This window comes from uncultured Amnibacterium sp., assembly GCF_964245895.1.
GTDB lineage: Bacteria > Actinomycetota > Actinomycetes > Actinomycetales > Microbacteriaceae > Amnibacterium.
In genome coordinates, this window is the sequence record NZ_CAXTOQ010000056.1 from 1 (window position 1) to 19,024 (window position 19,024).

At 69.8% G+C, this 19,024-nt stretch carries 20 protein-coding genes; 12 read left to right on the forward strand and 8 right to left on the reverse strand.

The window, feature by feature from the left end; translation table 11 throughout:
• Positions 1-114 precede the first annotated feature (114 nt).
• The 4 genes from ACFE60_RS09585 to ACFE60_RS09600 all read left to right on the forward strand — a co-directional run bounded on the left by ACFE60_RS09585 (position 115) and on the right by ACFE60_RS09600 (position 2,255).
• Positions 115-297, forward strand: coding sequence for a hypothetical protein (locus tag ACFE60_RS09585; protein ID WP_375388627.1), 183 nt, complete (start codon positions 115-117; stop codon positions 295-297).
• Between the two features lie 205 nt (positions 298-502).
• On the forward strand, positions 503-1,486 hold the full coding sequence (locus ACFE60_RS09590; RefSeq protein ID WP_375388628.1) for an aldo/keto reductase: 984 nt from the start codon (positions 503-505) through the stop codon (positions 1,484-1,486).
• Between the two features lie 3 nt (positions 1,487-1,489).
• Positions 1,490-1,843 carry a DUF2255 family protein gene (locus ACFE60_RS09595; protein WP_375388629.1) on the forward strand — a complete coding sequence of 118 codons (354 nt, stop codon included), beginning with the start codon at positions 1,490-1,492 and terminating at the stop codon, positions 1,841-1,843.
• On the forward strand, positions 1,836-2,255 hold the full coding sequence (locus ACFE60_RS09600) for a DUF2255 family protein (protein WP_375388630.1): 420 nt from the start codon (positions 1,836-1,838) through the stop codon (positions 2,253-2,255). Before ACFE60_RS09595 ends, ACFE60_RS09600 begins: the two co-directional genes overlap by 8 nt.
• A 24-nt stretch (positions 2,256-2,279) precedes the next feature.
• On the opposite strand, the gene ACFE60_RS09605 is transcribed toward ACFE60_RS09600, so the two are convergent.
• Positions 2,280-3,410 carry a low temperature requirement protein A gene (locus ACFE60_RS09605; protein ID WP_375388631.1) on the reverse strand — a complete coding sequence of 377 codons (1,131 nt, stop codon included), beginning with the start codon at positions 3,408-3,410 and terminating at the stop codon, positions 2,280-2,282.
• Positions 3,411-3,962: 552 nt separating this feature from the next.
• Between ACFE60_RS09605 and ACFE60_RS09610 the strand changes: the two genes are divergently transcribed.
• Together ACFE60_RS09610 and ACFE60_RS09615 are read left to right on the forward strand one after the other, a co-directional pair.
• The gene (locus ACFE60_RS09610) at positions 3,963-4,949 is read left to right on the forward strand and encodes an aldo/keto reductase (protein ID WP_375388632.1); all 987 of its coding nucleotides are present in this window, start codon (positions 3,963-3,965) and stop codon (positions 4,947-4,949) included.
• Between the two features lie 50 nt (positions 4,950-4,999).
• The gene (locus ACFE60_RS09615) at positions 5,000-5,125 is read left to right on the forward strand and encodes a hypothetical protein (RefSeq protein ID WP_375388633.1); all 126 of its coding nucleotides are present in this window, start codon (positions 5,000-5,002) and stop codon (positions 5,123-5,125) included.
• 89 nt (positions 5,126-5,214) lie between these two features.
• Here ACFE60_RS09615 and ACFE60_RS09620 read toward each other — a convergent pair whose 3' ends face one another.
• Positions 5,215-5,844, reverse strand: coding sequence for an ester cyclase (locus ACFE60_RS09620; protein ID WP_375388634.1), 630 nt, complete (start codon positions 5,842-5,844; stop codon positions 5,215-5,217).
• Between the two features lie 219 nt (positions 5,845-6,063).
• Here ACFE60_RS09620 and ACFE60_RS09625 point away from each other — a divergent pair, with 219 nt between their 5' ends.
• A complete protein-coding gene (locus tag ACFE60_RS09625; RefSeq protein WP_375388635.1) occupies positions 6,064-7,509 on the forward strand; it encodes a mannitol dehydrogenase family protein in 1,446 nt (481 codons plus the stop codon).
• Between the two features lie 50 nt (positions 7,510-7,559).
• Here the strand turns inward: ACFE60_RS09625 and ACFE60_RS09630 are convergent, their stop codons facing one another.
• Together ACFE60_RS09630 and ACFE60_RS09635 are read right to left on the reverse strand one after the other, a co-directional pair.
• Entirely contained in the window at positions 7,560-8,648 is a 1,089-nt protein-coding gene (locus tag ACFE60_RS09630; RefSeq protein ID WP_375388636.1) for an AGE family epimerase/isomerase, read from the reverse strand.
• A gap of 120 nt (positions 8,649-8,768) precedes the next feature.
• Entirely contained in the window at positions 8,769-9,770 is a 1,002-nt protein-coding gene (locus ACFE60_RS09635) for a LacI family DNA-binding transcriptional regulator (protein WP_375388637.1), read from the reverse strand.
• Positions 9,771-10,014: 244 nt separating this feature from the next.
• On the opposite strand from ACFE60_RS09635, the gene ACFE60_RS09640 reads away from it, so the two are divergent.
• From ACFE60_RS09640 to ACFE60_RS09660, 5 genes are read left to right on the forward strand one after another with little or no spacing between them, the layout of a single operon-like run.
• Entirely contained in the window at positions 10,015-11,028 is a 1,014-nt protein-coding gene (locus tag ACFE60_RS09640; protein WP_375388638.1) for a PDR/VanB family oxidoreductase, read from the forward strand.
• A gap of 35 nt (positions 11,029-11,063) precedes the next feature.
• On the forward strand, positions 11,064-12,224 hold the full coding sequence (locus ACFE60_RS09645) for a cytochrome P450 (RefSeq protein ID WP_375388639.1): 1,161 nt from the start codon (positions 11,064-11,066) through the stop codon (positions 12,222-12,224).
• 2 nt (positions 12,225-12,226) lie between these two features.
• Positions 12,227-12,628: an HtaA domain-containing protein gene (locus tag ACFE60_RS09650; protein ID WP_375388640.1), complete on the forward strand. Its 402-nt coding sequence runs from the start codon at positions 12,227-12,229 to the stop codon at positions 12,626-12,628.
• Positions 12,621-13,271 (forward strand): nucleoside/nucleotide kinase family protein, encoded by a 651-nt coding sequence (locus tag ACFE60_RS09655; RefSeq protein WP_375388641.1) that lies wholly within the window; start codon positions 12,621-12,623, stop codon positions 13,269-13,271. Before ACFE60_RS09650 ends, ACFE60_RS09655 begins: the two co-directional genes overlap by 8 nt.
• On the forward strand, positions 13,268-14,245 hold the full coding sequence (locus tag ACFE60_RS09660; protein ID WP_375388642.1) for a sugar phosphate isomerase/epimerase family protein: 978 nt from the start codon (positions 13,268-13,270) through the stop codon (positions 14,243-14,245). The genes ACFE60_RS09655 and ACFE60_RS09660 overlap by 4 nt, the downstream gene beginning before the upstream one ends.
• Positions 14,246-14,319: 74 nt before the next feature.
• Here the strand turns inward: ACFE60_RS09660 and ACFE60_RS09665 are convergent, their stop codons facing one another.
• From ACFE60_RS09665 to ACFE60_RS09680, 4 genes are all read right to left on the reverse strand, one after another.
• The gene (locus ACFE60_RS09665) at positions 14,320-15,054 is read right to left on the reverse strand and encodes a carbohydrate ABC transporter permease (RefSeq protein WP_375388643.1); all 735 of its coding nucleotides are present in this window, start codon (positions 15,052-15,054) and stop codon (positions 14,320-14,322) included.
• A 122-nt stretch (positions 15,055-15,176) separates the two neighbouring features.
• The gene (locus tag ACFE60_RS09670) at positions 15,177-16,031 is read right to left on the reverse strand and encodes a carbohydrate ABC transporter permease (RefSeq protein WP_375388644.1); all 855 of its coding nucleotides are present in this window, start codon (positions 16,029-16,031) and stop codon (positions 15,177-15,179) included.
• A 165-nt stretch (positions 16,032-16,196) separates the two neighbouring features.
• On the reverse strand, positions 16,197-17,420 hold the full coding sequence (locus ACFE60_RS09675) for an ABC transporter substrate-binding protein (protein WP_375388645.1): 1,224 nt from the start codon (positions 17,418-17,420) through the stop codon (positions 16,197-16,199).
• A gap of 796 nt (positions 17,421-18,216) precedes the next feature.
• Positions 18,217-19,023, reverse strand: a complete 807-nt coding sequence (locus ACFE60_RS09680) for an SDR family NAD(P)-dependent oxidoreductase (protein WP_375388646.1) — start codon at positions 19,021-19,023, stop codon at positions 18,217-18,219.
• Position 19,024 lies beyond the last annotated feature (1 nt).

Below are 19,024 nucleotides of genomic sequence, written 5' to 3' on the forward strand. Positions count from 1 at the left end.
CAACGACGCGAAGCTCGCGGTCACGCTGTTCACCCGCGCGCTGCACGATCGATACCACGCCCGGGGGCTCTCGGCCGTCGCCTTCCATCCGGGTGCAGGCACCTGTTCGGCTCCGTGGACAAGGGCGGATCGAACCTCACGTGGTTCATCGAAGGCACCGCGGGCAGCACCTGGAGCTCGGGGAGGTACTACGACCAGCGCCGTCTGCCCAGAAGGACCAATCCGAAGGCGCTGGACCAGGCGCTCGCCGATGCGCTCTGGGAGCGCACCGCTGCGATGCTGCAGCTCACCGCTTGACGCGGTCCAGCCGTTCGGCCGGATGCGGCGGCTGGAGGCACCTGGTGCGAAGTCCTCGACCCCTGCCCGCGGGCGTCGGGTCGTCCGGCGTGATCGGCGCGGTACGTGGGGGGTACTGCCGTGACCCCTCTGACAGAACCTGTCACCGCCGGTGACGGAGCGCTGTACTGGAGGACGTCGACCGCGACACGGAGGACCGACCCGCATGCAGCACATCTCCCTCGGCACCCTCGACGTCTCGAGGATCGGCCTCGGCGCCATGACGATGGCCGGGGTCTACACCAGCGAAGGCGGCCTGGACGACGCCGAGTCGATCGACACGATCCACCGGGCGCTCGATCTCGGCGTGACCCACATCGACACCGCGGAGGTGTACGGGCCGTTCCACAGCGAGGAGCTCGTCGGCAAGGCCGTCGAGGGGCGCCGCGACCAGGTCGTGATCGCGACGAAGTTCGGCAACCTCGCCTGGCGGGACGGCCGGCCGGAGCTCGCGCTGAACAGCCGGCCGGACACCATCCGGGTGGCGATCGAGGGGTCGCTCCGCCGCCTGCGGACCGACCACGTCGACCTCTACTACCAGCACCGCGTCGACCCGGACACCCCGATCGAGGATGTGGCGGGCGCCGTCGGCGAGCTGATCGCGGAGGGGAAGGTGCTGCACTTCGGGCTGTCGGAGGCGAGCGCCGGCACGATCCGCCGGGCGCACGCGGTCACGCCGGTATCGGCGCTGCAGACCGAGTACTCGCTCTGGTCGAGGGACCTGGAGGACGAGATCCTGCCTGTGCTGCGGGAGCTCGGCATCGGCCTCGTCCCCTACTCGCCGCTCGGGCACGGCCTGCTCACGGGACAGATCCGCTCCGTCGACGACTTCGCGCCCGACGACTGGCGACGCACGAACCCCCGGTTCACCGGGGAGAACTTCACCCGCAACCTCGCGCTCGTGGACGAGGTGCGCGCGATCGGGTCGGAGATCGGCGCGACGCCGGCGCAGACCGCGCTCGCCTGGATCCTCAGCCGCGGGAACGACATCGCGCCCATCCCGGGCACGCGCCGAGTGGCGCGCGTCGAGGAGAACATCGGCGCCGACGCGGTCGAGCTCTCGGCCGACCAGCTCGACCGGCTGAACAGCCTGACTCCGGCATCGGGCGCCCGGCACGACGAGGCCAACATGGCCAGAGTGGACGGCTGAGCCGTGTCGGCGGAGGAGTACGCAGCCCGCACGCCCGTCGTGAGCATCGCGACCCGCACCAAGGACGGCCGGGAGATCGTGACGCTCATCTGGGCGGTGGTGGTCGACGGCTCCGCGTACATCCGGAACGGCTACGGCGCCGCGTCGAAGTGGTTCGGGCGGGCGAGTCGCAACGGCGGGGTCGCGTTCGCGGACGGCGACGTCCGCTACCCGATCCGGCTCGAGCGGGCCGATCCCAAGGTCTTCGACGCGGTCGACGAGGCGTACCGGAGCAAGTACCCCGACGGGTACGGGCTCACGGAGATCACGACCGAGCCGATGCGCAGCAACACCCTCCGCGTCGTCGTCGATGACTGATCCCTCCCTCGACGCGGTGCCGGTCGCCGAGTGGCCGCTGCACCTGCGCGAGATGCTGGGGGAGGCGTTCTCGATCGTCCTCGCCGCGGACACCGGACCGGGCACGGACGCGGCCGGCGTGGAGGTCGGCGTGGTCGCGACGGAGGACGGCGTCTTCGTCCGCGCCTCCAACGGGCCGACCTCGCACTGGTTCCGAGCGACCCGGGTGCTGGGGCGAGGCACGATCACGGTCGCGGGCAGGACCCTGCCGGTTCGGTTCACCCACCCGGGTCCGGTCGACCACCCGGCCGTCCACGACGCGGTCGACGCCGCCTTCGCGACCAAGTACCGCGGCCTGACCGCGGGGATCGACAGCGCGCGGGCTCGGGCGGCGACCGTGCGGATCAGCCCGCCGCCTCCTTCGTACCTGTAGCGCGACCGGCTGGCTGGGCCGGCCTCACCCGGCCGCTGCCGCGGCGATCAGGGGGGACCGTCGCGCCGCCCACTCCCCGGTCAGCCGGCCGGCGGCCAGGAAGGCGAGCGTCAGGGCGATCAGCAGCCAGGCGGGCCATCCGCCGCCGAACACCGCGAACAGCGCGACGAGCAGCACCGCCGGCAGCGCGATCACCAGGTTGTCCGCGGCCGAGACGCCGTAGCGCCACGCGATGATCACGTTCGCGAGGTGGTAGGCGCCGATCCCGGTTCCGAGCGCGATCACCGAGCCGAAAGGGAGGTGCGCCTCGTCGGCGTGCTCGATCGCGGCACCCAGACCGGCGGCGATGCCGATCAGCCCGAGTACGAGGAAGTAGTGCGCCACCACGAGGACATCCCGCAGCACGCTGCCGGAGCTGCGGCGCAGGATCCGCTCCGCGAGGGGAGCGGAGGTCTGGTAGTGGTGCCACCAGATCCCGCAGATCAGCACGAACGCGCCCGCGGTCACGGTCCACGCGACCGGAGACTGGTTCGGGCGCACGGCGAGGATCAGCTCCGTCACCGACTCGCCGAGCACGATCATCACCAGCAGGCCCACCCGCTCGATCAGGTGCGGCACGGCGAACCGCTCCCCGCCGAAACCGGGCGAGCTGAAGACGAGCTCGGCGATGAGCAGAGCCAGCCAGACCCACGGGCGGGCGTCCGCCGCGACCAGCATCGTCGCGATCCAGAGCACGCCGATGCCCGGCCCGTAGATCGCGGCGAGCACGAGGTTGCGGGTGCTGCCGCGCCGGAACCGGATCCACAACGGCCAGACCGCGGTGCGGGCCAGCGCCAGACCGAGCACGAACAGCAGCGCGCCGCCCCGGGTCGCCTCCGGGATGGCCACCGCGATCATGGCGACGCCGGCCATCGACACCAGGATCGGCAGTCTGCGGTCGATGGGTCGGTCGGCCGCCAGGTTCACGAAGCTCGTCACGTTCAGCCAGGCGAGCCACACGACGGCCAGCAGGCCGGCCGCCTCCGCGAAGTCGACCGGACCGGGCTCGCCGTGCAGCGTGTCCGTGATCTGCTTCACGATCACGACGAAGACCAGGTCGAAGAACAGCTCGAGCCAGTCGACACGCGGTGCCGGTCGCTGATCGGGGTCAGTCATGCGCCGATCCTGACACCCGGCCCTGCCTGAGGACGGGTCCGGTCTCCATCGCGCTCGCGCTGCGCCGGCTGAGCACGAACCGCTTCGGCTGAGCGGCCGGACGACCGAACGCGGCGCTTCGCCGTCACCCGTGGTCGGTCCGCACGCCGGGTGCCGTGGAGGAGGCGACGCTCGCCCAGCGAGGAGTCGGAGGCCGTCGTGGGCCACCCACATCGTGCGGAACACCTCGCTCCGGGTCGACAGCTCGCCGACGAGGTCGCTGAGGGCGTGGTCGTCCGCAACCGGTCGCATCGGCGCGGAGGACGGCGTGCTCGGGCCCGAGCCGAGCCCGACGGACGGTCGGGGACTGCAAGATCTCCTGCCGGTCGTCCATGCGGACGACCGCATGGCAGTCCGCGCACCGGAGAGGGGCCCTGGTGGACCCCCTGTCGTCAGGGTCTGCCTCCTCCGGCGTGGGTGGGTTTGGATCGATCTGCGTCGAATCCGTCGACGCGACCGGAGTCCGGTCCCGCCGCGCACTCCGGTCGCCCAGCAGGAAGCAGGAAGCAGCCCATGAAGCACGTCTCTCTCGGTGGCCTCGAGGTCGCCCGGATCGGCCTCGGCGCGATGAGCATGGCCGGCGTCTACACGAGCGAGGGCGCGACGGACGACGCCGAGTCGATCCGGACGGTGCACCGCGCGCTGGAGCTCGGCGTCACCCTCATCGACACCGCGGAGGCGTACGGCCCCTTCAGCGGCGAGGAGGTCATCGGGAAGGCGATCGCCGGACGCCGGGAGGACGTGGTGGTGTCGACGAAGTTCGGCTTCGTCTCCTGGGAGAGCGACCGACCCGAGTTCGGGCGCGTGAACGGCACCCCGGCGAACGTCCGCACCGCCGTCGAGGGCTCGCTCCGCCGGCTCGGCACCGACTACATCGACCTGTGCTTCCAGCACAGGGTCGACCCGAGCACGCCGATCGAGGAGACGGCGGGCGCCGTCGCGGAACTCGTCGCCGAGGGCAAGGTGCTGCACTTCGGACTCTCGGAGGCGAGCGCCGCCACGATCCGGCGAGCCCACGCGGTGCTCCCCGTTGCAGCGCTGCAATCGGAGTACTCGCTCTGGACGCGGGAGCTCGAGAGCGAGATCCTCCCGGTGCTGCGCGAGCTCGGCATCGGTCTCATGCCGTTCTCGCCGCTCGGCGCCGGGTTCCTCACGGGCCAGATCCGGTCGCCTGAGGACCTCGCCGACGACGACGCGCGCAAGGCCAACCCCCGGTTCATGGGCGAGCACTTCGCGCACAACCTGGCCATCGCCGACGAGGTCCGCGCGATCGGCGCCGAGATCGGCGCGACGCCGGCGCAGACCGCGATCGCGTGGATCCTGAGCCAGGGCGACGACATCGTCCCCATCCCCGGCACCCGCCGAGTCGTGCGGGTGGAGGAGAACGCCGCTGCCGACGCCGTCGAGCTGACCGCGGACCAGCTGACCCGCTTGAACAACCTGTCGGCGCCGTCCGGGGACCGCCTCGGCGAGCAGATGATGTCCTACATCGACCGCTGACCGCCCGAGCACGCGAGGTCGTCCTGCCGGCCGGCCGCCATGATCTCGCCTTGGTCGCGACCTCGGTCGCGCTCGGCTGGTCCGACGTGCAAGCGCTCGACGGGATGCGCGCGGCCGGAGCGCGATACGGCCGCGCGAGCGCGATCGGCGCGCTGCCCGCGACCTCCGGCGCCTGATCGGGCGCGGCTGCGCCACAGGCTCGCACCGGGACGCCGACGTCGCGCGGCGTCCCGGTGCGAGTGGGGGAGGTCGGCTGGGCGGGCGGTCAGGCGCCGACCCCGAGCTGCTGGAAGAAGCTCTGGTTGTCCCAGAAGAGCCACTCCTCGTCCATCGTCTCGTGCTTGTTCCAGACGCCGACCGTGACCATGTTGATCGCGTACTTCTTGCCGTTCGGCGGAACGGTGCCCTGGGGGGTCGTGAGCGGTTTCGTGAAGGTGCCGCGCATCACTCCGGTCACCGCGGTGAACCCGCCGGCGGCGATGCGGATCGGATGCTCCGAGATGTGCGTGTCCGGCGCGAACGAGAACAGCTGCTTCAGCGAGGCGATGTGCGCGGGGAGGCCGTCCGTGTAGGTGCCGTCCGCCATGTGCACCCGGATGTCGTGGGCGTGGGTCTCGCCCAGCCTGCTCCACTCCTGCTTGCTGAACACCACGAAGTCGAGATGGTCGAACTTCTTCAGCTCGCGCAGCTCCTGCGACGTGAGCCCCTTCGGGAAGGGCGGGTCGGGGACCGGCGTCCTGGCCGGGTTCGGCAGCTTCTTGTGCGCGTGGGGCGGCGGGGTCGCCGACCACAGCGACTCCGCCTCGGCGGGCGTCGCACCGCCCGCGACGGCTCCGATCGCGAGCGCGCCGAGAGCGGCGGCTCCCCCCTGCTGCAGCAGCTGGCGTCGATCCATGATTCGAATCTCGATCTCTTCCTGTCGGTGGTCGGCGACCACGGGCCGCCAGGATATACATGAATCTTCATGTAAAACAAGGCGAGCGGGGCTCGACAAGCTTCGATCGGCCAAGGACGGTGGTGCGCAGGCGGATCGCCGCTTCGACCTCAGGCGCGAAGCGCATGACCCCGTCGATTGATAACGTAGTCAACCCGAGTCGTTCGAAGGAGAACGCGCATGCTGGAGATCGAGCAGCCCGAGTACCGTCCCGAGGACCTCTCGGTCGGCATCGTCCATTTCGGCGTGGGCAACTTCCACCGCTCGCATCAGGCGATGTACCTCGACCGGCTGTTCAGCCGGGGAGTCGCGACCGACTGGGCGATCTGCGGCATCGGTCTGCTCCCGGGGGACGCACGCATGCGCGACGTCCTGCGCGGGCAGCACATGCGTTACACCCTCGTCGAACGCCACCCGGACGGCACCGCCCCGGCGCGGTCCATCGCCTCGATCGTCGACTTCCTGCATGCCCCCGACGACCCCGAGGCGGTGTTCGAGCGACTCGCCGATCCCCGGACCCGGATCGTCTCGTTGACGATCACCGAGGGCGGGTACAACATCAGCGACGCCACCGGCCGCTTCTCCGCGACCACGCCGGCCGTGCAGAGCGACCTCCAGCCGGGCACCGTCCCCTCGACCGTCTTCGGCGTCGTCGTGGAGGGGTTGCGGCGACGACGGGAGCGAGGAGTCCCGCCGTTCACGGTCATGTCGTGCGACAACCTGCCCGGCAACGGCATCGTGGCGCGCGAGAGCTTCACCGCCTTCGCGACGCTGCTCGACCCCGACCTCGGCTCGTGGATCCGAGAGCACGTGCCGTTCCCGAACAGCATGGTCGATCGCATCACCCCGGTGACCACCGACGCCGATCGCGCCGACGTCGCGGACACCTACGGTGTCGTCGACGGCTGGCCGGTCCTCTCCGAGGACTTCGTCCAGTGGGTGCTCGAGGACCGGTTCTCGATCGGGCGCCCGCCCCTCGAGCAGGTCGGCGTCCAGCTGGTGCCGGACGTCGTCCCGTACGAGCACATGAAGCTGCGGCTGCTGAATGCGGGTCACCAGGTGATCGCGTACTTCGGCTCGCTGCTGGGGCACCGCTTCGTGCACGAGGCCCTCGCCGATCCGGCGATCGTGTCGCTGCTGACCCGATTCATGAAGGAGGAGGCGGAGCCCACGCTCGCACCGGTGCCAGGCATCGACCTCGACGAGTACGAGCGCACCCTCGTGCAGCGGTTCTCGAACCCGTACGTCCGCGACACCCTGCAGCGGCTCGGCACCGACGGGTCGGATCGGATCCCGAAGTTCCTGCTTCCGACCGTCGTCGACCGGAGCGCGGCCGGTCTCGCCTCCCCGCTCTCAGCGGCCGTCGTCGCGTCCTGGGCCGTCTTCGCGCGCGGGGTCGACACCGACGGCGCGCCCATCGACGTGGTCGATCGCCAGCGCTCGCTCGTCGACGAGGCCGTGGGACGCCAGGAGCAGGACCCGGCCGGCTTCCTGACGGTCGCGGAGCTCGTCGGCGGCGTGTCGCAGGACGACGCGTTCGCCCGCTCCTTCGCGTCCGCGTACCGATCGATCCTCGATCACGGGCCGAGGGCGGCACTGGAGCAGCTGCTCGGCGCCGAGCGCTGATCTCCTCCGACGCGGGCAGCAGCATCGCCGCTCCGGTGCCGTCGCCGTGCTCAGGACAGGGGATCGGTGCCCGTCTCGATCGCGGCGATCTGACTCGTCGCGATCGGCAGCTGCGGCGTGAGCACCGCCGCCATCGCGTGGTAGAGATCCGGCTTGTCGCCATCGGGACGATCCAGATCGTGGATCCACGATCCGTGCTCGAGGTCGACGAACCGGGATCTGACGTGCGCGAGGGAGTGCTCCACCCACTCCGTCGCGTTCCGGTCGCCGCGTCTCGCGAGGACCGACGCGGCCGCTGCCGCCTCGGCGGCGACCCAGTGGAGCCGCCGGCGCGAGACCGGGCGCCCCGACCAGTCCACGGTGTACAGGAAGCCGTTCTCGCCGTCCCGCGCCCAGCCGTCCTGCACCGCTCGCGCGAACAGCTGCGCGGCCGCGCACCCGAACCCGGCCGTCCCGGGGAGCCCATCCGCCTGCGCGATGAGCCGCGACCACTCGAACCCGTGTCCGATCGTGAAGCCGTACGGCACGAACGGGTGATCCGGCCGATCTCGGTTGCGATCCGGGGTCGAGCGCCACGACGCGTCGTAGTGCTCGCAGATCCGCCAGTCACGTCCGCGGGCTTCGGCGATGACGAACCGGCAGATCCCGACGGCGCGGTTCCGAAGCGTCGCGTCCCCGACCGCCGCATGGGCGGCGAAGAGCGCCTCCACCAGATGCATGTTCGCGTTCAACCCACGGTAGGCGGCCCGCTCGCCGTCCGATCGGATGCGGTCGACGCCGAGTCCGGTCGCGTCGTCCCAGAACGCCGCGTCGAGTCGAGCGATCGCGAGGTCCAGCAGCGGCCGACCGCCGGGCAGCCTCGCCGAGGTCGCTGCAGAGGCCGCGAGCAGGACGAAGCCCAGCGTGTAGAGGCTCCGCGCGTCGTCCGGTCGGTCTTCACGATCCGGCCACCGCGTCCCTGCGAGCTCCAGCAGCGAACGGACCAGCGGCTCGGCGACGTCACGGGCACCGACGTGCCCGCGCAGCGCCGCGATCGCGTACACGTACGCCATACGGGCGGACACGAAGCTCGCGGCCGATGCGCCCGGCACCGCGTGCCCGCGGCGATCCAAGACGGCTGCGCGGCCGGACCGGTCCACGAGTCCATCGGGGAAGCGGAGGAGTCTGCGCTCCTCCGACCTGAGCCAGGCCGGGTCTCCTGCCATCATCGGCCCGCGCGCCGCACCGGTCGTGGGTCGGGGTCCGCGAGCGACGGATCGCTACGCGTCGTCATCGGGCGCACGGACCTCGCCCGATCCACGCTCGATGAGATGAACGGGCAGGATCTCCTGCTGCGCGGGCCGCTCCGATCCGCCGATCCGATCGAGCAGCTTCGCGACGCCGCGGCGAGCGAGCTCGGCCGGGTCGTGCGCCACCACCGTGATGGGTATCGGCAGCAGGCCGGCCAGCTCGAAGTCGTCGAACCCGACCAGTGCCAGCCCACCGAGGCCGCCACCGAGTGCGGTCAGCGCGCCGATCGTGGTCCGGTTGTTCGCGGTGAACAGCGCCGTCGGCGGGTGATCGAGCGCGATCAGCTGCTGCACGTGGCTCGCGGCGGTGTCCGGATCGAGGGCGCCCAGGCGGACGAGTGCGGCGTCGTAGGGCAGATCGGCGCTCACCAGTGCGTCGGCGTACCCGAGGAGCCGCTCCGCAGCGGAGAACCCGACGTCCTGGCCCGCGCCGATGTAGCCGATCCGCCGATGCCCCGACGAGACGAGGTGGAGCACCGCGCGCCGCGCTGCAGCTCGATGGTCCGGCACCACGGAGTCGACCACGAGGTTGGTCGGAGGTCGATCGAGGAACACGACCTCCAGCCCCACGTCGAGCTCCGGGAGCAGGTACGCCTGATCGCCGGCCGTCGGGAAGATCAGCAACCCGTCGACGCGTCGCTCGGCGAGCCGAAGCACCACGTTCCGCTCACGCAGCGGGTCGTCGGACGTGCTGCCGGTCACGAGCAGGTAGCCGTGCTCGGCGACCAGGTGCTCGACGGTGCTGGCGACGATGGAGAACCACGGGTTCCCGATGTCGCCGACGATGAGCCCGATGGTCATCGTGCGCTGGCCGGGTCGGAGCGCACGGGCCGAATCGTTCCTGCGGTACCCGAGCGTCTCGATCGCCTGCTCGACGCTCCTCCGCTTGTCCTCGACGACGTGCTGCTCGTTCAGGAGGACCCTGGAGACGGTCTTCTGGCTCACACCGGCCAGCAGAGCGACATCGTGCATGGTGGGCCGACGCGACACGAGCGACCCCTCCTCGACGGCCGTCAGGCCCGCAGTGATTCGATTCACGATAGCAACGCACCCATGATCCGAGGCGCTCGCCGCGGAACCCGACCGGTCGGCGGATGCCGCCGGAGCGCGCCGTGGACCTTGACGCGTCGGGGCGGATCACCGAAACTCATTAGACTACGTAGTCAATGCTCCACCTGCCGCGATCGTGCGGCGCTCTCGAACGGAACCTCCGCACATGGTGATCATCTCCACCGATGACGGACGATCCGTCGGGCTTGGCGACCGGGCTCCGGGCACGCTTCGCGAGCTCGAGGTCACCGCGGTCGTGACGGCGAAACTGATGGTCGCCGATCGGGTCGCGGAGATCTCCCTCCGCCGAGCCGACGGCGAGGAGTGGCCGGTCTGGGCGCCCGGAGCCCACATCGACCTGCTGCTGCCCGACGCGGGTGCCCGGCAGTACTCGCTCTGCGGCGCCGAAGCCGACCGCACGCTGCTCCGCGTGGGCGTCCTGCGCGAGGTCGACGGGAGAGGCGGATCCGTGTGGATCCATGACGTCCTCGCCGTCGGGGACGAGATCGTGGTCCGCGGACCCCGCAACGCGTTCCAGCTGGAGGAGCACCCCTCGTACGTCTTCGTCGCGGGCGGCATCGGGATCACGCCGATCCTGACCATGATCCGGCACGTGTCCCAGTCCGGTCTTCCCTGGGTGCTGCACTACGGGGGGCGCACGCGGACGTCGATGGCCTTCGTGGACGAGCTGCAGACGCTTCGGGGAGGCCGGGTCGAGCTCTACCCCCGCGACGAGACCGCGCGCATGCCGCTCTCGCGGATCCTCGGTGCTCCGTCGGACACCGCGGGTGTGTACGCGTGCGGACCCGCACCTCTGCTCTCCGCCGTCACGGGGTTCCGCGACTCGTGGCCCTCCGCCGCGATCCGGATCGAGCGGTTCGAACCGGCGGACGCGATCGACACGTCCGGCGATCGACCGATCGAGGTGAGTCTCGCGATGAGCGGGATCGACCTGGAGGTCGCGGCCGACGAGACGATCCTGGAGGCCGTCGAGAAGCACGGCGTCGCCGTCCTCTCGTCCTGCCGGGTCGGGACGTGCGGCACCTGCGAGACCCCCGTGCTCCAAGGGGAGCCGGAGCATCGGGACAGCGTCCTCGACGACGAGGAGCGGGCGAGCAACGAGTGCATCATGATCTGCGTCTCCCGCGCCCGGTCGCGCCGGCTCGTGCTCGATCTCTAGCTCACCGCATCCGCAACCAGGGAGGAAGATCGACGATGACCACGATCCTGCCGCGCAAGCACGAGGTCGTCGGCTACGCCGACGTCCGGAAGGCGGCGAAGAACACCCGCGACTACTCGAGCGAGGTGCAGGGTGACACCGACATCCGCCAGTACCGGCACCTGCCGCTGGAGATGGACGCGCCGCGCCACACGGAGATGCGCCTGCAGCTGATGAAGCTGTTCGCCGCCGAGCACATCAAGCCCCTCGCTCCGCAGTTCGTCGAGGTGGCGCACGAGGTCCTCGCACGGGCGCGTTCCGGCGAGCGCCTGAACGTGCTGATGGACCTGGCGTTGCCCTACGTCATGGGCTGCCTCGCCGTCATCTACAACCGGCCGCAGGACCGCGACGAGTGGATCTCCTGGGGTCCGAACGTGTGGTTCGCGGACGTGTGGATGAGCAACGGCGTCGTCACGGAGGAGTCGAAGCGGGCGCAGCGCGAGCGGAACTACACGATCAAGACCCAGCGGTCCGCGGCGACGCTCGACGCCTACGTGCTCCGCGTTCTCGCGGAGTCGGCGGCCCGCGGGCGTTCGTTCGAAGAGAGCCACGACTTCTGGGACCTGGTCAACGAGATCACGCTCGACGGTGAGCCGCTCACCCTGCAGGAGAAGCTCGGCACGGGGAGCACCCTGATGGCCGGTGGCCGCGACACCGGCACGAAGCTGATCACCGGCATCATCTGGCACCTGATCACGACGCCGGCCGATCGCGTGTTCCTGCGCGACAACCCGGAGAGTCGGCTGGCCGCCATCCATGAGATCGCGCGGTACCTCAGCCCCCTCCCGCGGCTGGAGCGCCTGGCGCCGGGCGCACCGAACGACGAGGACGACGAGAACCGGGTCATGCTCAGCTTCGTCTCCGCGAACTTCGACCGTGAGGCGTTCCCCGACCCGGAGACGATCGACATCCACCGTCCGCCGAAGCCGAACCTGGCGTTCGGCTTCGGTCGCCACTCCTGCCTCGGGCTGCAGATCACCGAGGTGCAGACCCTCGCCTTCCTGGAGGTGTTCCTCGAGCAGTGGCCGGATCTCGAGTTCGTCGAGCCCCCGCAGCTGGAGTACATCGTCGAGCGTCCGGGTACCCCCCAGGAGTTCCACCTCCTCGACGAGTTTCGCTCCGTCGTCGTGCAGAGCCCGTCGAACCCACGTCCGTGAGGATGCTCCGATGGGGGGTCAAGGGCTCCTTCCTCCGCTATGTGGAGCGCTCCGGCCCCTCCCGGATCGCCGGCTACCGGGGCGACCCCGACGGTCCGTTCGAGTTCGAATGGGTGAGCCGTGAGGACGGCACCGAGCGCTTCGACGGCGAGATCGACATCACCGCGCACGGCGGGATGCTGCGCCTGCATCTCCGAGACCCGTGGCTGCGATCAGCCGCCTCCGGCACGGGTGTCCTCTCGTTCGACGTCGTGGGGGACGAACGACAGGACGTGCTCGACCTGGTGCCGGCGGAGCGTGACGGCGAGTGGGCGGCGCGGTTGACGACTGCAGCGGGGACGAGCGATCTCTTCGGTGGCTACTACACCGCGGGCACCGTCATGGACGCGGTGTTCGTTGAGTGACCTCTCCGCCGACAGCGAGGACGTGGCCCGGGCGCTGGCGGACGCGCTGGCGGACCGCTCGCGGGTGGCTCGCGCACGGCTCATCGTGGGGATCGTCGGCGCTCCGGGAACCGGCAAGTCGACCCTGGCAGGAGCTGTCGCCCTCCATCTCGGCCACGAGCTCTGCCGGACCGTGTCGATGGACGGCTTCCATCTCGGGCAGCGCATCATCGACGGGACCGAGCTCGCGAACCGGAAAGGAGCGCCCGACACGTTCGACGTCGGCGGATACGTCTCGCTGCTCGGGCGGCTTCGCGCGAACTCGGAGGACACGGTGTACGCGCCTGTCTACCGACGCGAGTGGGAGGAGCCCGTGGCCGCCTCGGTGGCGATCCCGAGCTCGGTGCCGATCGTGCTCACCGAGGGCAACTACCTGCTGCTGGACCATGGGGGATGGGAAGGGGTTCGAGGACTCCTGGACGACACGTGGTACGTCGACACCCCGGCGGAGCTCCGGCGGTCGCGGCTGATCGCGCGGCACGTGCTGTTCGGCAAGACGCCTGAAGCCGCCAGACGATGGACCGACGGGCCCGACGAGCGCAACGCGCAGATGATCCTCGCCACCCGCGTGCGTGCCGGCCGGATCGTGACCTGGGACCGGTGAACGTGCTGCCCATCGGGGTGAGTGAGAACGCGCTGATGCACAACGACGCCGACGCGCCCTGGGATCTCGAGACGAGGTTCAGGACGGCACGCGACGCGGGCGTGTTCGACTACCTCGACATCGACCCGCCGGCGAGCAACGCCCACGAGTACCGCGCACTGAGCGTCGCCTACGGACTGCCGATCCGCGCATGCGGGGTCATCCTGCAGGTCGGGCGCGACGAGGCCGTGCTGGAGCGTCAGCTGGAGACCTCCGTCGGGGTCGGTGCCGAGGTGTTCAACGTCCAGCTGCTCCGCCATCATCGGGACGGCCATGTGGCGACGAACCAGGAGGTCGCCGACTTCGTCGCACTGGCGACCGACGCGGGGGAGCGGCTCGGCTGCCTGCCCTGCTTCGAGGTGCACGTCGACATGTGGTCTGAGGACTTCGCGCGGGTGGAGCAGGTCGCCGACCTGGTGGAGGCGGGCGGCCGACCGTTCCGGATGACCCTCGATCCGAGCCACATCGTCTTCAAGATGGACAACGCCGAAGAGCTCGAAGTGCTGGATCTCGGGCGACAGGTCGCCTCGGGCGCGGTCGTCCTCGATCCCGCCGAGCCCGGCAGCGTCATGCAGCGGTGGATCGGCCGGGGTCTCGTCTGGCACGCGCACGCGCGATCGGCGGTCCCGAACAATCCGAAGAACATCCGCGCCCATCATCCCGACGGCAGCGTCGGGCGGGGGATCCAGTACCCCTTCGTCGAACCCCGGCCCGGCGAGTACCACGCCGAATGGCGTGCCGATCGGCTCGACCCCTGGAAGCGCGCGATGCGAGACCTGCTCGCGTACAGCGGCCGCGAGTACTCGCACCTGAGGCAGATCTCCATCGAGTTCATCCCGTTCCCGGACTACGGCAGCGGTGGGAGGTACTCGATCTTCGACAACGCCGTCGCGTGCGCTCGGTGGCTGCGTGACGAGATGAGTCGCATCGCGTAGCGCGGGCCGGCCCCGGATCGGGCCCGCCCAAGGCGTGCCATCCCCGATCCGGGCCAGCCCGATCCGGGCGTGCGCTACTTGATGGCGCCCATCGCGAGCCCGCGGACGAGGCGCTTCTGCGCGATCCAGCCGGCGATCACCACGGGCAGCACCGCGAGGGTCGATGCGGCGGACAGGATCGCGAGGAACCTGCCGCGGCCGTCGACGAGGCTGCCGAGGTACGGGGGAGTGGTCCGGGCGGAGAACGCGGTGAGCAGGTTCGCGAGGAAGTACTCGTTCCACGCGAAGATGAAGCAGATCAGTGCGACGGCGGCGATGCCCGGTGCGACGATCGGCAGCACCACCCGGACCAGCTCGGTCCGGAACCTGGCGCCGTCCACCTGCGCGGCCCCGATGATCTCCCCGGGCACCTCCGAGAAGAACGAGCGCATCCGCCAGATCGCGAGCGGCAAGTTGATCCCGATGTACAGGACCATCAGCGCCGTGATGTTGTCGAGCAGCCCGAGCTGCTTCAGCAGCAGGTACAGCGGGATGGCGCCCGCCGCCACCGGCAGGAACCGCGTGGAGATGAAGAAGAACAGCGCATCGCGCCACTTCGGGATGGGGCGGACGGACAACGCGTAGGCCGCCGGGATGGCGAGCAGCATGACGAGGATCGTGGACCCCACGCTCGCCGACAGCGAGTTGATGAACTGCGGCGCGAAGCCCCGATCGAAGACCGCGGCGAACTGGTCGAGCGACAGCCGGACGAAGATCGTCGGGGGAGAGGTCGCGGCGTCCTGCTCCGACTTCAGGGCGGTGAACGCCATCCAGAGCAATGGGAAGAACGCGACAGCCGCGATGACCCAGGTCAGGGCGGTGATGGCATGTTCCTGAGCACGCTGACCGACCGGGCGTTGGCGGCGACGGCGCAGCGGGCGGATGTCGGTTGTCATTTCAGCCCGTCCGTGGAGAAGATCTTGAACAGCAGCCGGAGCGCGACGGTGGCGACGGCGATCGTGATGATGACGGTGACCACGCCGTACGCCGACGCCACGCCGATGTCGAGGCCGATGAACGCCTTCTCGTACAGCAGGTAGGACAGCGTCGTCGTGCCGCCGGATCCGCCCGTCATGATCGTGACCGGGTCGAAGACCTGCAGCAGGGTGATGCTGCCGAGCAGCGCGGCGAGCTCGATGTACTGCCGCAGGTGCGGCAGCGTGAGCGAGCGGAAGATGCGCACCCTGCCTGCACCGTCCACCGATGCGGCCTCGAGGATGTCGGGGCTCTGGCTCTGCAGGCCGGCGAGCAGGATCAGCATCATGAACGGCGTGTACTGCCAGGTCAGCACCATGACGATCGTGACCACGGGGTAGTCGGTGTTCCAGGCCACCTGCGGAAGCCCGACGGCGGAGATCGCCCAGTTCAGCACGCCGAAGTTCGCGTCGAGGATCGACCACTTCCAGATCAGCGCAGCGGCGGCCGGCATGACGAGGAACGGCGTGATCAGCAGCGTCCTCGCGAGCCACTGACCGGGGAAGGGCCGGTTGAGCAGCAGGGCGATGAACAGGCCGATCGCGAGCGAGAGGATGACCGATCCGCCGGTGATGACGACGGTCGACACGACGGAGCCGTAGAAGTCGGCGTCCGTCAGCACCTCGGCGTAGTTGCCGAGTCCCGCGAAGCCGCGGTCCGCCGGCCGCAGCAGGTTCCAGTTCTGGAACGAGAAGATGATCGTGCTGATGAACGGGAGCTGCGTCAGCGCGATCGTGACGCCGAGTGCGGGCCAGAGCAACGCCCTGGACAACCAGAGGTCGGATCGCTGCCTTCGCGTGAGGGGCGGTTGCGTGCGTCGGAGCGGACGTCGGACTTCTATGGCCGTCATGTGCATCGTTTCTTGTCAGAGCGTGAGCAGAGCAGGGTGGCCGGCCGGCCGGAGGGCCGGCCGGCCACCGCTCGGGGGACCCGACTCCTACTTCTTGGAGTCGTCACCGACCTTCTGCGCGATCGGCTGGAACTTCGCGACGAGCTGGTCGACCGTCGACCTGCCCGCCAGGACGTCGGCGACGCCCTGGGTGAAGTCGTTGCCGAACTCGGGCCAGCCGGGCGTTGCCGGGAAGTAGCCGGGCGTCGGCTGCGACAGCGGGCCGAACTGCGTGGAGTTGATCGACTCCATGACCTCCTTGGTGATGGGTGCGAAGTCACCGGCGGCCTTCAGGTAGTCAGCGTTCGCGTACGTCGAGGTGCGGGACCCCGGCGGCACCTTGGCCCAGCCGAGCTTCGTGCCCACCAGGTTCAGGTAGTCCTTGCTGGTCGCCCAGTCGAGGAACGCCCACGCGGCGTCCTTCTTCTTGGAGGAGTCCGGCACCGCGAGGTTCCAGGACCAGAGCCAGCCGGACTCCTTGCTCTCCACCGTCGGTGCGTGGACGTAGCCGATCTTGCCGACCACCTTCGACGAGTCCGGGGACTCGAGCGTGGCTGCCGCGACGGTCGCGTCGTACCACATGGCCGCCTTGCCCTGGCTGAACAGGTTGAGGCACTCGGTGAAGCCGAACGACGCCGGGTCCGACTCGCCGGAGTTCTTCAGCACGCGGACGTAGCGCGAGACCGCCTCCTTGAACTTCGGCGTGTTGACCTGCGAGGTCCAGTCCTTGTCGAACCAGCCGCTGCCGGAGGTCTGCAGGGTGCCCGTCAGCGGACCGCCCATCTCGCCCCATCCGGGCTTGCCGCGCAGGCAGATCCCGGCGGTGTCCTTGGTCTTCAGCTTGGCGGCCCACGACTCGACCTGGTCCCAGGTGGGGTGCTCGACCGCGGTGATGCCCGCGGCCTTGAAGAGGTCCTTGTTGTACATCAGGAACGACGACTCGCCGTAGAACGGCACGGCCCACAGCTTGTCGTCGACGGTCAGGCCCTTGCGGACCGCCGGGATGATGTCGTCGACGTCGTACTTCGCGTCGCTGGACGCCTTCTGCGTGAGGTCGGTCAGCCAGCCGTTCTTCGCCCAGATCGGCGTCTCGTACGCGCCGATCGTGATGACGTCGTACTGGCCACCGCCGGACGCGATGTCCTTCGTCACGGCCGCGCGGAGATCGTTCTCCTCCATCTGGATGAAGTTCACGGAGATGTTCGGGTGCGTCTTCTCGAACTCGCCCTTCAGCGACTCCATGTCCTTCATCTGCGGGTTGTTGACGGTCACCAGATTCAATGTGACCTTGCCGCCGGCGGCGCCTCCGCCTCCGGCTGCTCCACCGGCTCCGGAGCACGCAGAGAGCATCAGGGCGGCTGCCGATGCGATCGCGAGACCGGAGAGGCGGAGGTTTCGTGCTGTGGTGCGATTCATCCTTGAACCTCGTTTCGTGGAGTGTGAGCCACTCGCGCAGCGCCTTTGACTACGTAGTCGCCGAGTATTGGGCACGCCGTCCACCCCCGTCAAGCGCTGTTGGCGCGTCGCCCTTGATCACGTGGGTTGCAGGTTGCCTTCACCTCGGCTGCAGAGTCGTCTCACCCGACCTGCGGGTCGAGTGCGACAGGAGGGAGCAGGGTTCCGCAGCGCGTCCCCGTCCACGGCCCGGCCGACATCGAAGGGCTTGGACCGGTCGGTGACGTCGAACGACACGGCGACGCCGGCCTCGCGGCGTCGTCGATCGCCGCCTCGACGGCCGCAGCCGCGAGGAGCGGAGACGTGATGCCGGTGTGGTGCAGCATCGACGACGAATCGACGACGAGCGGCTGCAGTTCAGGTGGATCCGCGGGTGCCTCCTCGGACTGATCAGACCGACGACGACATCACGTGGTTCCACGCTCACGAACGGGTGACACCCGCCGCGCCAGCGACCTGGCGCGATGGTCCACCTCTTCGGCGCGGTTCGACGAGCTGCTCAGGCCAGGGCTCAGGCTCCTGCTCGTCGAGCCACCGTCGGCGACCTGGGCCGGGCTCGGCAGCGGGAGTTCCTCGCAACGTCCCTGCCCCCCGGTCCCGCCCTCGGCGAAGGTCAGGCCGGGAGCCGCAGGGTCGAGGCGGTCCGCGTCCACAGCGAATCGGCGAGCGACTGATCGAGCGCCTGCGGGTTCGTCCTCCTGGGCAGCCTGCGCTGGTTGTAGTAGGCGCCTGACGTCCAGGTGACGTCCGACGTGCCCTCGACGAACCAGGCGAGGTTCGCGCCGCCCTTCGCCGCCGTCGTGAACAGGCGCTTGAGCGGCGTGTGGTACAGCGCTCGAGTGACTCGATTGGACTCGGACCCGAAGTTCGTCGCGATCGCGCCCGGATGGAACGCGACGGTCGAGAGTCCCTGCGCATGGAACCGGTCGTGCAGCCCGCGCGTGAACAGCGTGACCGCGAGCTTCGCGTCGTTGTACGCGCGCAGCGCCGTGTAGCGCTGCTCGTGCTCGAGGTCGTCGAGATCGATGGTGCCGTACTGGGAGCCGAGGCTGGAGGTGTTCACGACCGAGCCCTTGGCCGCCAGCAACGGCTCCATGAGCAGGCTGGTGAGCAGCACCGGGGCCAGGTAGTTCACCTGGAACGTCCGCTCGTGACCGTCCTGCGTCAGCGTCCGCGCATCGAACATCGCGCCGGCGTTGTTCGCCAGCACATCCAGGCTGTCGACGCGTTCGCGCACGGTCGACGCGAGGGTGCGGACGTCATCGAGCTCGGCGAAGTCGGCGACGACGGTCTCAGCACCGAGTTCCGAGCCGATTCGCTCGATCTTCTCGCGCGAACGGCCCACCAGCAGCAGACGCTCGCCCTTCGCGGCCAGCTGCCGAGCCGCCTCGGCGCCGATGCCGTCGGAGGCGCCGGTGATC

Excerpts from the sequence above, each read along its gene's own strand:
- ACFE60_RS09590 (WP_375388628.1), top strand. The coding sequence starts at position 503 with ATGCAGCACATCTCCCTCGGCACCCTCGACGTCTCGAGGATCGGCCTC.
- ACFE60_RS09600 (WP_375388630.1), top strand. The coding sequence starts at position 1,836 with ATGACTGATCCCTCCCTCGACGCGGTGCCGGTCGCCGAGTGGCCGCTG.
- ACFE60_RS09605 (WP_375388631.1), bottom strand. The coding sequence starts at position 3,410 with ATGACTGACCCCGATCAGCGACCGGCACCGCGTGTCGACTGGCTCGAG.
- ACFE60_RS09610 (WP_375388632.1), top strand. The coding sequence starts at position 3,963 with ATGAAGCACGTCTCTCTCGGTGGCCTCGAGGTCGCCCGGATCGGCCTC.
- ACFE60_RS09620 (WP_375388634.1), bottom strand. The coding sequence starts at position 5,844 with ATGGATCGACGCCAGCTGCTGCAGCAGGGGGGAGCCGCCGCTCTCGGC.
- ACFE60_RS09625 (WP_375388635.1), top strand. The coding sequence starts at position 6,064 with ATGCTGGAGATCGAGCAGCCCGAGTACCGTCCCGAGGACCTCTCGGTC.
- ACFE60_RS09635 (WP_375388637.1), bottom strand. The coding sequence starts at position 9,770 with ATGCACGATGTCGCTCTGCTGGCCGGTGTGAGCCAGAAGACCGTCTCC.
- ACFE60_RS09640 (WP_375388638.1), top strand. The coding sequence starts at position 10,015 with ATGGTGATCATCTCCACCGATGACGGACGATCCGTCGGGCTTGGCGAC.
- ACFE60_RS09645 (WP_375388639.1), top strand. The coding sequence starts at position 11,064 with ATGACCACGATCCTGCCGCGCAAGCACGAGGTCGTCGGCTACGCCGAC.
- ACFE60_RS09650 (WP_375388640.1), top strand. The coding sequence starts at position 12,227 with ATGCTCCGATGGGGGGTCAAGGGCTCCTTCCTCCGCTATGTGGAGCGC.
- ACFE60_RS09665 (WP_375388643.1), bottom strand. The coding sequence starts at position 15,054 with ATGGCGTTCACCGCCCTGAAGTCGGAGCAGGACGCCGCGACCTCTCCC.